Raw genomic sequence first — 12248 nt, 5'->3', positions numbered from 1 at the left:
CCCGTCAACAGGGCCCGTCGGGTCCGGAAGGCACCAGGACCGGCCGGGTCCAGGGGATGGCCGGTCTCCACGGTCCATGGCGTCACGACCCGTCACGGGTTGGGCCCGCCCCTGGCCCGGCCGGACCGCCCGGCCCGCGAGCCGGTCTCCACCCCGGGCGTGAGCACCCCGGCACCCTGGTGCACCTCGGCATCAGGGAACGCTGCTGTATGCCGGGCGGCTGCGGTCCCCGCCTCCGCCATCCGCCGCTGACCGCAACCGCCCGCGAAGGCGCGATCCGCGTCGGGAACAGTCGCGTCTGCCGCGTCCGCTCCGCCGCCTCCTCACGGCCGGGGACGAGACGGCCGCGGCCCGTGACCTGAGCCAGGGAAAGCCCGGTCCTCCACGGCGACGGAATGCGCGGCCCGGTAACCGCCCCGAGGAATAACTCACGTCCTTTTGATGCACGTTCAACTGAATACCCGCACCTATCGACCACCGCACCTTTCGGTCAGGACTGTTCAGAACAAGCCGTACTGGCCATTTCATGACGCGCATCAGGAGCCGGAAAGGCGCGCATGGGCACCGTCTAAATGGATGGGGGCGCTCCACCCTCAGATCGACCTCAGAATCTTCACCCGTCGACACGCAGGCGAGAGAAATGGGATACGTTCTCGTCGACCGGCTGTCCTGGAGGCAGCCACACAGGACCAGGCGTGGGGGGATGAACGTGAGAAAGGTTTTCGCGGCGTCCGCCGCTGCGTTATTCATGGTTGCCGGAATGGATTCCGTTGCGTTCGCCGCCACCGAAGAACCAGAGCCGACCGTTTCCACCGCTCCCGTCGAGGAGGGAACCGTTCAGCCGGAGCCGCCCGAAGAGCTGGAAGACGGCTCGACTCCCGCCCCCGAGGAAGAAGCACCCCTGCCTCCGGAAGCGGACAAGCCAACGGGCGGAACACATGCGGACCGCTGTGATCGCCGCAATGTCTACACGTCGACGAAGAAGAACGGCAAGGTCCATCAGCGCGTCGGCGCAAAGCAGGCCAACTACAACGGGACGAGCCGAACGGCACGGTCCTGGTTCAAGTCCGAGACCTCCGGAGAGGTCGGCGTAGCGGTAACCGGCGAACTCAAGGTCTCGGCCAACGCGCTGATTGCCGAGATCGAGGGCAAGTACGCGGTCGAGCTGTCCGCGAAGGTGGGCGTCAGGATCGGCAACGAGATGCAGGTCGACACCCCGCCGAGGAAGACCACGTACGCCCAGTACGGCGTGTGGCGGCTGAAGGTCACCGGCAAGAGTTACACGATTTACCGCAACTGCAGGACTTCCCCGCAGAACACCGTGGTCAGCCACACACCATGGCACGTCGGGTGGTACATATGGGAACGCTGACGATGACAACTTTCCGGCGCCGCGCATACAAAGGAACAGGAACAGGAATCGGCACCCTTCTCCTTGTCCTCGCAGCTGGCTGCACCGACGGCAAGCCGGAGGACGCAGCGACCCCCGCGAAGACGGGACAGTCCTCACCCCCGGGACATTCGGGTTTCCCTACCGATCAGCCTTCAAAGGATCTCACCGTATTGCCGCCGAGGCTGCCCGAAGGAAAGGTGGTGGCACAGGTGGCGAACGCACAGGGAAACAGAGAGGTTTCCATCGAGGACAGAGTCGACGAAGGCGCCCTCGGGATTCTGGTGGCCTGCCGAGGAAAAGGCACGATCACCGTAACCTACACTCCGTCGGCGATAAGCTTTCCACTCAACTGCACCACGGGGGAGACCAGCACCACCTACAACCAGATCGACCTGAAGCGGGAACAGGAAGCCGCATCCATCAAGGTCGACGCGCCAAGCGCAGTGCGCTGGGCCATGACCGTCGGCCAGTCCGACTCCGAGGGCGGCCCCGGCAACTGACGCCGCCGCACACCTCCTGGGGCGAGCGGATCGGTGGACGTCCGCCTGCCCCGCCCTACGGGGTGAGCGTGCCGATCACACGGCTCAGGGTGGCCTGCTCGTCCTCGGGCAGGAAGCGGGCCGCGTGGACCATGTGGAGCGCCGTGGACAGGCGCGTGCGGTCCTCGTCGGTGCCGAGGTCCGCGAGGTGGGCGGGGAGGATCAGCGCGAGCGCCTTGAGGTCGGCGCGGGCGCAGAGCCGCTCCAGCAGGCCGGTCAGGTCGGCGTCGCCCGGGCGCGGGGCGGCCGCTCCGGTCGCCCGCAGCCCCTCGCCGACGGCGAACCGCGTCCAGTCGCCGTAGGGGCCCGGCGGCAGCGCGTCGACGAGTGCGGCGGCCCGCGCGAAGTGCTCCCGGGCCCGGTCGGGGCGGCCGAGGTCCCGGTGGGCCCGGCCCAGGTTCAGGTGCAGGGACGGATAGAAGCCCTTGACCCGGTCGTCGCCCACCCGGTCGGCGCGGTCGAGGCACTCCTGGTTCCAGCGCAGCGTCTCCTCGGGCGTCGGCTGGTGGCGGGCGAGGTAGTGCGCGGCGACGCAGGCCTCGTAGTCGTCGCCGGCGGCCTCCCACGCCTGACGGAACAGGGCGTGGGCGTCGTCCGCCCGGCCGTCGGCCTCGGCGCGCATGCCGCGGGCGCAGAGCCGGACGACGGGGTTGTCGGGGTTCACGGGGTGGTCCTTCCAGCGGGGTTCCGGACGGGCATGACGAGGGTGGTGAAGCTGCCCTGGTCGGCGGAGCGGACGGTGACGGGCAGGCCGTCGCCGGAGATCTCCAGCAGCACATCGGGGCCGACTCCGGCGTCGAGCGCGGGCAGCAGGACGTCCGGGTCGAAGGTGATCCCCAGGGGCGGTCCGGTGCGGATGGCGGGCAGCAGGACGCCGTCGGTGCCGGGGCAGAGGACGGTGAGGCCCGTGTCGTCGGCGCGCAGGGCGAGGGGCCGGCCGGTCCCGGTGGCCCCGGCGACGACGTCACGCAGCGCCTCCCGCCCGGTGATGAGCCGGTGGACGGGGGCCGGGAGGCCGTCGAGGACCATCCGGTAGGAGGGGTACTCCGCGTCGAGGGACGGCAGCGTGCGGGTCTCGCCGTCGCCGTGGACACGGGCCTCGCGCCCGTCGCTCTCCAGCCGGACCTCGGGCCGGGTCAGGGCCCAGGCGGCGACGTCCCGCAGGGCGGCCGCGTCGGCCAGGACGCTGCGGGGCGGGCCGCCGTGGGTGCCGGGCCGCAGCACCCGCACGGCCAGCCGGTAGCGGTCGGTGGCGACCAGGCGGATCTCCTGGCCGTCGAGTTCGATCAGTACGCGGCCGAGGGCCGGGAAGCGGTCGGCGACCGCGCCGCGGGCCACGGCCGGAGCGACCTGGCGTACGGCGCCGGCCAGTTCGGCGCCGCCGACGCGGGCCACCGCGCTCCCGGCTTCGCCCGGCAGACCGCGCAGGACCTCCTCGATGACTCGCTGCGCGGCGCGCGCCGTCTCCCGGGTGTGCCGCGCGTGCCGTTCCAGTACGGCGCGGGCCTCCTCGGGCGGCGCGTCGAGCACCACGGCGGCCTCGACCAGCGGGAGGCCCGCCTCACGCAGCCGCCGCACGCGGACGGCCCGTGTCTCCTGGCCGGGCCGGTAGTAGCGGTAGCCCGTGGTGTCGTCCACGTGGGCGGGGCGCAGTACGCCGCAGTCGTCGTAGAACCGCAGGGCACTCGGCGCCAGCCCGACCCGGCGGGCGAAGGCGCCGATGCTCAGCAGCGCTTCGGTGTCGTCCATGGCCGCGAGTGTGGGCCTTCGACCCGCTTGAAGGTCAACCGGGCGGGACGCGGGCCCCCGGCGGGAGGCCCGCGCCGGTTCAGCGCGCGGTGTGCGTGTGCACGTACTCCACGAGACGGGTCAGGGCATCCGGATCCGTGGTGGGCAGCACGCCGTGGCCGAGGTTGAAGATGTGGCCCTCCAGGCCGGAAGCGGCGTCCAGCACCTCGCGGGTCTTGGCCTCGACCGCTTCCGTGGTGGAGAACAGGACGGCCGGGTCGAGGTTGCCCTGGAGCGCCTTCCCGGGGCCGACCCGGCGGGCCGCCTCGGCCATCGGGACGCGCCAGTCGACACCGACGACGTCCGCGCCCGCCTCGCCCATGAGGCCGAGGAGCTCGCCCGTGCCGACGCCGAAGTGGATGCGCGGGACGCCGTACCCGGCGACCGCGTCGAACACCTTGGAGGAGGCCGGCATGACGGAGCGGCGGTAGTCGGCGGGGGCCAGGGCGCCCACCCAGGAGTCGAAGAGCTGGACGGCGGAGGCGCCGGCCTCGATCTGGACCTTGAGGAAGGCGGCGGTGATGTCGGCGAGCCGGTCCAGCAGGTCTGCCCACAGCTGCGGGTCCCCGTACATGAGGGCCTTGGTGTGCTCGTGGTTGCGGGACGGGCCGCCCTCGACGAGGTAGCTCGCGAGGGTGAAGGGCGCGCCCGCGAACCCGATGAGCGGGGTGGCACCGAGTTCACCGGTGAGCATGCCGATGGCCTCGGTGACGTACCAGACGTCCTCGGGGGTGAGGTCGCGCAGCCGCTCCAGGCCCTGGCGGCGGCGGATCGGCTCGGCGACGACCGGACCGACGCCCGGCTTGATGTCGAGGTCGATGCCGATGGCCTTGAGGGGCACCACGATGTCGCTGAAGTAGATCGCGGCGTCGACCTTGTGCCGCCGCACGGGCTGCAGAGTGATCTCGGTGACCAGTTCGGGCCGCATGCACGATTCGAGCATGGGAATGCCCTCGCGGACCTTCAGGTACTCCGGCAGCGAGCGCCCTGCCTGGCGCATGAACCAGACGGGGGTGTGCGGCACCGGCTCACGCCTGCACGCCCGCAGGAAGGCGGAGTCCGCGGAGTCGAGTGGCTGCGTCCGCCGGGCCGGGGAGGGGGTGTCCCCGGTGCGGGCGGAGCCTTGAGTCGGGGGAAGGTCGTTGGCACTCACGCCCAGAATCTTCGCATGAGCGGGCAAGGAGGTTGCCCGGTGAGGGTGTCTCTCCCTGCGCGAGGCGCCTGTTCCGCCTACTCTTCCCCGCATGGCTGCGGCTCAGGGACAGTTCTCCGATCAATCCGACGGCGCCGAAGGCACGGACAGCGGGAAGGGGAACGCCCTGCCGCCCGCCTTCAGGATGGCGGTCGAAGCCCTGCGCTCGGCCCGGCTGCGGCCGGAGATCGAGGTCGAGCCGACCCGGCCGCCGCAGCGCCTGGCCCCGCACGCCTACGCGCTGGAGGCGGCGGTCGTCGAGGGCGACGAGGATTTGGCGGACGGCCGCCTCGTCCTGCTGCACGATCCGGCCGGGCACGACGCGTGGCAGGGCACGTTCCGGCTGGTGACGCTGGTACGGGCGGAGCTGGAGCCCGAGATGGCCACCGATCCGCTGCTGCCGGAGGTCTGCTGGTCCTGGCTGACCGGGGCGCTGGAGGCGAGGGGCCTGTCGTACGGGGAGGCCAGCGGGACCGTCACCCGTGCGGGGTCCCACTACTTCGGCGGACTGGCGGAGCGCCGGCCGGCGACCCAGATCGAGATCCGCGCGTCCTGGACGCCGCGCGAGGGGCACGGCGGGGTGCCGGACACGGCGGCGCACCTGACGGCCTGGTGCGACCTGCTGTGCCAGGTCGCGGGCCTGCCGCCGTCGGGCCCCGGGCCGCTGGAGGCGGGGGCCGGTGTGGTGTCGCTGCCGCAGCGTCGGGGCCCCCAGCACCCGTAGGTACACGAGCGGTGGAAGGGGCGCGGGTGGCGGCGTGTCCACCGCCGGGCCGGTGGGGTGCCGAGAGACCGACCGCCGCTCCGCCGCCGCACCGCTCCGCTCCGCCGGGCCACCGGGCCGGACCACGGGCCGCTCCACCACTCCCCCGCTCCACCGGGCCGGAGGGCCGGAGGGCCGGAGGGCCGGAGGGCCGGAGGGCCGGCCGGGGGGCGTACGGCGGCCCGGTGGCCCGCTACGAGTGCGGCCGGAGCGTGCGGGCCGGGCGGCGTCAAGGAGCCGGCGGGGTGGTACCGGTGATCACCCAAGGCTCAGAAGTCCCAAAAGCCCCAACCGTCTCGGCCGCTACGGCGCGGCGGCCGCTCGTAGGATGATCGATCACCCGTCCTAATTGCCCCAATTGTTACTCACCAAATCGTGATCTTCCTCTAAAGGCGGGCGGCCAAGCTGCCGAAGAGGTTTGTGACCCTTCAAGCACGGTTCGCCCCGGCTTCTTCCCCGAGCCGGCTGTGTCCCGCACCTTCCCAGGAGGCCTGGTGTCCGTTCTCCTCGAGCAGCCCGCAAGCCTGGTCGCCTACCGCCCGAACAAGCCGACGGCCATGGTCGTCGTGGCCGACCCACGCGTCCGCTCCACCGTCACCCGCCATCTGTGGGCGCTCGGAGTACGTGACGTCATCGAGGCGTCGTCCATCGCGGAGGCTCGCCCCCGCGTCGGCAACCCGCGCGACATCTGCGTTGCCGACGTCCACCTGCCCGACGGTTCCGGGCTGACCCTGCTGTCCGAGACCCGCGCCGCCGGCTGGCCCAATGGCCTGGCGCTCTCGGCGGCCGACGATATCGGCGCCGTCCGCAATGCCCTCGCGGGCGGCGTCAAGGGCTATGTCGTCACCGGTACGCGCACCAACATCGGACACCCGACCCGACCCGGCGCCGCCCCCATCGGCGCCGCCGCCGCCCGGCTGCACCGCCGTCCCCCCGGCGCTCCGAGCCACCCGGGCGGCTACCGGGAGCTCTCCGGCCGTGAGGTCGAGGTGCTCCGCCTGGTCGCCGAAGGCCAGTCCAACAAGGCCATCGGTGTCTCGATGGGCCTGTCCGCGCTGACCGTCAAGAGCCACTTGGCCCGTATCGCACGCAAGCTCGGCACGGGCGACCGGGCCGGGATGGTGGCGGTCGCACTGCGTACCGGGATCATCCACTGACCGGTTCCCTCCACATCCGCGCCCGTCGACGGAACGTTCCGTCGACGGGCGCCCTTCCGTTCACGGATACCCTTGACAGGTGACCGACGCCCAAGAGACCGCAGCAGAGACGGCACTGCGAACCTCCGGGGGCGGCCCCCCGGACGACGGCTTCGCAGGCGTCGACGTCGACGGGGCGCCGATCCCGTTGCTGGAGCCCCGCGAGGGCATGCCCCCCGTGGTGGCCGACGAGGATGCCCTGGCCGAGGTGGTCGCCGCCTTCGCGGCGGGCCGCGGCCCCGTCGCCGTGGACGCCGAGCGCGCGTCCGGATACCGCTACGGCCAGCGCGCCTATCTGGTGCAGTTGCGCCGGGAGGGTGCCGGGACGGCGCTGATCGACCCGGTCGGCTGCCCCGACCTGTCCGGCCTGGGCGAGGCCCTCGCCGGGGCCGAGTGGATCCTGCACGCCGCCACCCAGGACCTGCCGTGCCTGCGCGAAATAGGCATGGTGCCCACCCGGCTGTTCGACACCGAGCTGGCCGGACGCCTCGCGGGCTTCCCCCGTGTCGGCCTCGGCGCGATGGTCGAGTCCGTCCTCGGGTACGCCCTGGAGAAGGGCCACTCCGCGGTGGACTGGTCCACCCGGCCGCTGCCCGAGCCCTGGCTCCGGTACGCCGCGCTGGACGTCGAGCTGCTCGTCGACCTGCGGGACGCGCTGGAGAAGGAGCTCGACCGGCAGGGGAAGCTGGAGTGGGCCCACCAGGAGTTCGACGCGATCGCCTCGGCCCCGCCGCCGCCCCCGCGCAAGGACCCCTGGCGCCGTACGTCCGGGATGCACAAGGTCCGCAGGCGCCGCCAGATGGCCGTCGTCCGCGAGCTGTGGAACGCCCGCGACCGCATCGCGCAGCGCCGTGACGTGTCGCCCGGCAAGGTGCTGAGCGACACCGCGATCGTCGAGGCGGCCCTCGCCCTGCCGGCCAATGTGCACGCCCTCACCGCTCTGGCCGGTTTCGGGCCGCGCATGGGACGCCGTCAGCTGGAGCAGTGGCAGGCGGCCGTCGACCGCGCGAAGGCGCTGCCCGACTCCGAGCTGCCCCAGCCCGGACAGCCGCTGACGGGTCCGCCGCCGCCGCGCGCCTGGGCGGACAAGGACCCGGCGGCCGCGGCCCGGCTCTCGGCGGCCCGCGCGGCGGTCTCGGCGCTGGCCGAGACGCTGAACATGCCGCAGGAGAACCTGATCACGCCCGACACCGTGCGCCGGGTGTGCTGGGAGCCGCCGAAGGAGCCGACGGCCGAGGCGATCGCCGACGCGCTGGCCGGATACGGTGCGCGGCCCTGGCAGATCGACCAGGTCACCCCGGTGCTGGTGGCGGCGCTGACGCCCGCCCGGGGCTGACGCCGCCCGGCCCGACGCACGATCGCCCCCCTCGCCACGAGCGCCCTCGGGGGGCATCGCGCTTTCCGGCGACCGGCCTCCGGCGCGTCCGGGGCACCCGCGTACACGGGCCGGCTCCTCCCCCCGGCCTCCCGGTCCTTCCGCGCCGCCGGCGCTCCCGGGCGGCAACTCCCCCGGCGCACCCGACCCCCGGGCCCACCTGCCTGCCCCCCGTCGCACCCGACCGCCGGCGCGCGCCCGCGCTCGCGGCGGACCTGCCTTCCGGACCGCCCCCGGCTCCCCGCGTCCGTCCGTCCCGGCGAGGAGCGCGTGGTTCCCGGGGCGGGGCGGCCACCGGGAGTGTCCGGATCACGCCGGGCGGGAACGCTTCCGTACGCCCCTTCCCCCCGCTCCCGCGCGCCTTCCCGGCGCCGCCGTCCGGGGGGAACGGAGTGTGACCTTCGCCGCTCCGGGCGGGGGGACTGTGCAGCCTGGTTACCCGCAAGTAGCATGACCGTGTGCAGCGCGTCCTCGGGCGTGCTCCGCAGCAGTGCCACCCCGCACCCTGGAGGAGAGCCATCGTGCCTCGTACCGTCAGGGACGTCGTCTTCGTCGACGGCGTCCGCACCCCGTTCGGCAAGGCGGGCCCGAAGGGCATCTACCACGAGACCCGCGCCGACGATCTCATCGTGAAGGCGATCCGGGAGCTGCTGCGCCGCAACCCGGACCTCGACCCCACGAAGATCGACGAGGTCGCCATCGCCGCGACCACGCAGATCGGTGACCAGGGCCTGACCCTGGGCCGCACGGCCGGCATCCTCGCGGGTCTGCCGCAGTCCGTGCCGGGCTACTCCATCGACCGCATGTGCGCGGGCGCGCTGACCGCCGTGACGTCGGTGGCCGGCTCCATCGCCTTCGGCGCGTACGACGCCGTCATCGCCGGTGGTGTCGAGCACATGGGCCGCCACCCGATGGGCGAGGGCGTCGACCCGAACCCCCGGTTCGTGTCGGAGAAGCTGGTCGACGAGTCCGCCCTGTTCATGGGGATGACCGCGGAGAACCTGCACGACCGCTACCCGCAGATCACCAAGCAGCGCGCCGACGAGTACGCCGTGCGCTCGCAGGAGAAGGCCGCCAAGGCGTACGCCAACGGCAAGATCCAGCAGGACCTCGTGCCGGTCTCGGTGCGCCGCACCAACCCGGAGGCCGGCGAGACCGGCTGGGGCCTGGTCACCGCCGACGAGCCGATGCGCCCGGGCACGACCCTGGAGAGCCTCGCGGGCCTGAAGACGCCGTTCCGCGTGCACGGTCGCGTCACGGCCGGAAACGCCGCCGGTCTCAACGACGGCGCCACCGCGTCGATCATCGCGTCCGAGGACTTCGCCCGCGAGAACAACCTGCCGGTGAAGATGCGCCTGGTCTCGTACGCCTTCGCCGGCGTCGAGCCGGAGGTGATGGGCTACGGCCCGATCCCCGCGACCGAGAAGGCCCTCGCCAAGGCCGGCCTGTCGATCGAGGACATCAACCTCTTCGAGATCAACGAGGCGTTCGCCGTCCAGGTCCTGGCCTTCCTGGACCACTACGGCATCGCCGACGACGACGCGCGCGTCAACCAGTACGGCGGCGCCATCGCGTACGGTCACCCGCTCGCCTCCTCCGGCGTACGCCTGATGACGCAGCTGGCGCGGCAGTTCGAGGAACAGCCGGAGGTCCGCTACGGCCTCACCACCATGTGCGTCGGCTTCGGCATGGGCGCCACGGTCATCTGGGAGAACCCGCACCACAAGGACGCCGGAGGCAGCAAGTGAGCACCACCGCTGAGCTTTTGAAGGGTGCGGCCGAGCTGTTCCCGGACGAGGTAGTGACGTCGGCGCACGTACGCCACCTCGACCTGCCGGGCGGCGCGGGCAGGTTCGCCCTGATCACGCTGGACAACGGCTTCGACCACACCAAGCCGACCACCTTCGGCCCCCAGTCGCTGGCGAACCTGAACACCGCCATCGACCAGGTCGAGAAGGAGGCCGCCGAGGGCACCATCGTCGGCGTCGGCATCACCGGCAAGCCGTTCATCTTCGCCGTCGGCGCCGACCTCAAGGGCGTCGAGCTGCTGAAGCAGCACAAGGACGCGCTGGCCATCGGCAAGGGCGGCCACGACGTCTTCAAGCGGCTGTCCGCGCTGGCCGTCCCGACCTTCGCGTACTACAACGGCGCGGCCATGGGCGGCGGCGTCGAGGTCGGTCTGCACTGCTCGTACCGCACAGTCTCGAAGGCGCTGCCCGCCTTCTCGCTGCCGGAGGTCTTCCTGGGCCTGGTTCCGGGCTGGGGCGGCTGCGCGATCCTGCCGAACCTGATCGGTGCCGACCGCGCGGTCTCGGTCATCATCGAGAACTCGCTCAACCAGAACAAGCAGCTCAAGGGTGCGCAGGTCTTCGAGCTCGGCATCGCCGACGCGATCTTCGAGGGCGCCGACTTCCTGGAGCAGTCGCTGATCTGGACGGCGTCCGTCCTCAAGGGCGAGATCGTCATCGAGCGCCCCGCGGTCGACCGCGGTGAGGCCTGGGACCAGGCCGTCGCGCGGGGCCGGTTCATCGCCGACTCCAAGGTGCACGGCGCCGCCCCGGCCGCGTACCGCGCCCTGGAGATCATCGAGGCCGCCAAGGACGGCGACCTCCAGAAGGGCTTCGACGCGGAGGACACCGCGCTGGCCGACCTGATCATGGGTGGCGAGCTGCGCTCCGGCATCTACGCCTTCAACCTGGTCCAGAAGCGCGCCAAGCGCCCGGCCGGTGCGCCGGACAAGGGCCTGGCCCGCCCGGTCACCAAGGTCGGCGTCGTCGGCGCCGGTCTGATGGCCTCCCAGCTGGCGCTGCTCTTCCTGCGCCGCCTGGAGGTCCCGGTCGTCCTCACGGACATCGACCAGGAGCGCGTCGACAAGGGTGTGGGCTACGTCCACGGCGAGATCGACAAGCTGCTCGGCAAGGGCAGGATCCACCAGGACAAGGCCAACCGTCTCAAGGCGCTGGTGAGCGGCGTTCTGGACAAGGCCGAGGGCTTCGCCGACGCGGACTTCATCATCGAGGCCGTGTTCGAGGAGATGTCGGTCAAGCAGAAGGTGTTCGCGGAGGTCGAGGCGGTCGCTCCGGCGCACGCGATCCTCGCCACCAACACCTCCTCGCTCTCCGTGTCGGAGATGGCCTCGAAGCTCGAGCACCCGGAGCGCGTGGTCGGCTTCCACTTCTTCAACCCGGTCGCGATCCTCCCGCTGCTGGAGATCGTGCGCGGCGAGAAGACGGACGACGCCTCGCTCGCCACCGCCTTCGGCGTGGCGAAGAAGCTGAAGAAGACCGCGGTCCTCACCAAGGACGCCCCGGCGTTCGTCGTGAACCGCATCCTCACCCGCTTCATGGGCGAGATCCAGAACGTCATCGACGAGGGCACCCCGGTGGCCACTGCGGAGAAGGCCATCGAGCCGCTCGGTCTGCCGATGTCGCCGCTGGTCCTGCTGGAGCTCGTCGGACCGGCCATCGGTCTGCACGTGTCGGAGACCCTCAACCGGTCCTTCCCCGACCGCTTCACGGTGTCCCCGAACCTCAAGGCGGTCGTCGAGGCCGGCAAGCGCGGCTTCTACGTCTACGATTCCGGCAAGCCGGAGCTGGACCCCGAGGTCGCCGCGCTCCTGAAGCAGGGCGACGTCGTCCTGACGGAGAAGCAGGTCCGCGACCGCGTCCTGGACGCGGTGGCGCAGGAGATCGGCCTGATGCTCGACGAGGGTGTCGTCGCCGAGGCGCAGGACATCGACCTCTGCCTGATCACGGGTGCGGGCTGGCCCTTCCACCTGGGCGGCATCACGCCGTACCTGGACCGTGAGGGCGTCTCGCAGCGGGTGAACGGCAAGCCGTTCCTGCAGCAGGGCGTGGCGAGCGTCCCGGCGTAACGCCTGAGCCAGTACACAGCCGCCCCGGCACCGCACACGCGGTACCGGGGCGGCTTTCTGTGCGGGCGTACCGGCGGCCGGGACAGCACCCGAGGAGGGGTGCGGCGGGAGGCAGGGTCTTCGAGCCG

The 12248-nt window shown here is 72.0% G+C and carries 10 protein-coding genes; 7 read left to right on the top strand and 3 right to left on the bottom strand.

All coding sequences use genetic code 11. From position 1 onward, the window contains the following. Positions 1 to 703: 703 nt before the first annotated feature. The gene (locus PUR26_RS29370) at positions 704 to 1372 is read left to right on the top strand and encodes a hypothetical protein (RefSeq protein ID WP_329876957.1); all 669 of its coding nucleotides are present in this window, start codon (positions 704 to 706) and stop codon (positions 1370 to 1372) included. Next, a complete protein-coding gene (locus tag PUR26_RS29365) occupies positions 1360 to 1893 on the top strand; it encodes a hypothetical protein (protein ID WP_329876955.1) in 534 nt (177 codons plus the stop codon). The genes PUR26_RS29370 and PUR26_RS29365 overlap by 13 nt, the downstream gene beginning before the upstream one ends. Before the next feature lie 55 nt (positions 1894 to 1948). Here the strand turns inward: PUR26_RS29365 and PUR26_RS29360 are convergent, their stop codons facing one another. The 3 genes from PUR26_RS29360 to hemE form a co-directional block, all read right to left on the bottom strand. Continuing rightward, complete coding sequence (locus PUR26_RS29360; RefSeq protein WP_329876953.1) at positions 1949 to 2596, bottom strand: tetratricopeptide repeat protein; 648 nt, start codon at positions 2594 to 2596, stop codon at positions 1949 to 1951. Further along, the gene (locus PUR26_RS29355; RefSeq protein ID WP_329876951.1) at positions 2593 to 3681 is read right to left on the bottom strand and encodes a MerR family transcriptional regulator; all 1089 of its coding nucleotides are present in this window, start codon (positions 3679 to 3681) and stop codon (positions 2593 to 2595) included. Before PUR26_RS29355 ends, PUR26_RS29360 begins: the two co-directional genes overlap by 4 nt. Positions 3682 to 3760: 79 nt before the next feature. Then, positions 3761 to 4768, bottom strand: coding sequence for a uroporphyrinogen decarboxylase (hemE, locus tag PUR26_RS29350; protein WP_329877220.1), 1008 nt, complete (start codon positions 4766 to 4768; stop codon positions 3761 to 3763). Positions 4769 to 4964: 196 nt separating this feature from the next. On the opposite strand from hemE, the gene PUR26_RS29345 reads away from it, so the two are divergent. The 5 genes from PUR26_RS29345 (at position 4965) to PUR26_RS29325 (ending at position 12120) form a co-directional block, all read left to right on the top strand. Then, on the top strand, positions 4965 to 5636 hold the full coding sequence (locus PUR26_RS29345) for a DUF3000 domain-containing protein (protein ID WP_329876949.1): 672 nt from the start codon (positions 4965 to 4967) through the stop codon (positions 5634 to 5636). A gap of 533 nt (positions 5637 to 6169) precedes the next feature. Then, positions 6170 to 6832 carry a helix-turn-helix transcriptional regulator gene (locus PUR26_RS29340; protein WP_329876947.1) on the top strand — a complete coding sequence of 221 codons (663 nt, stop codon included), beginning with the start codon at positions 6170 to 6172 and terminating at the stop codon, positions 6830 to 6832. Between the two features lie 79 nt (positions 6833 to 6911). Beyond that, the gene (locus PUR26_RS29335) at positions 6912 to 8207 is read left to right on the top strand and encodes a ribonuclease D (protein ID WP_329876945.1); all 1296 of its coding nucleotides are present in this window, start codon (positions 6912 to 6914) and stop codon (positions 8205 to 8207) included. A 560-nt stretch (positions 8208 to 8767) separates the two neighbouring features. Beyond that, a complete protein-coding gene (locus tag PUR26_RS29330) occupies positions 8768 to 9994 on the top strand; it encodes a thiolase family protein (protein ID WP_329876944.1) in 1227 nt (408 codons plus the stop codon). After that, on the top strand, positions 9991 to 12120 hold the full coding sequence (locus PUR26_RS29325; RefSeq protein WP_329876942.1) for a 3-hydroxyacyl-CoA dehydrogenase NAD-binding domain-containing protein: 2130 nt from the start codon (positions 9991 to 9993) through the stop codon (positions 12118 to 12120). The genes PUR26_RS29330 and PUR26_RS29325 overlap by 4 nt, the downstream gene beginning before the upstream one ends. The last annotated feature ends 128 nt before the right edge of the window (positions 12121 to 12248 follow it).

Origin of the sequence: Streptomyces sp. SP18CS02, from assembly GCF_036322365.1 — a bacterium.
Taxonomy (GTDB): domain Bacteria; phylum Actinomycetota; class Actinomycetes; order Streptomycetales; family Streptomycetaceae; genus Streptomyces.
This window is presented reverse-complemented; position numbering and strand designations above follow the sequence as displayed.

Excerpts from the sequence above, each read along its gene's own strand:
- PUR26_RS29355 (WP_329876951.1), bottom strand. The coding sequence starts at position 3,681 with ATGGACGACACCGAAGCGCTGCTGAGCATCGGCGCCTTCGCCCGCCGG.
- PUR26_RS29345 (WP_329876949.1), top strand. The coding sequence starts at position 4,965 with ATGGCTGCGGCTCAGGGACAGTTCTCCGATCAATCCGACGGCGCCGAA.
- PUR26_RS29370 (WP_329876957.1), top strand. The coding sequence starts at position 704 with ATGAACGTGAGAAAGGTTTTCGCGGCGTCCGCCGCTGCGTTATTCATG.
- PUR26_RS29365 (WP_329876955.1), top strand. The coding sequence starts at position 1,360 with ATGGGAACGCTGACGATGACAACTTTCCGGCGCCGCGCATACAAAGGA.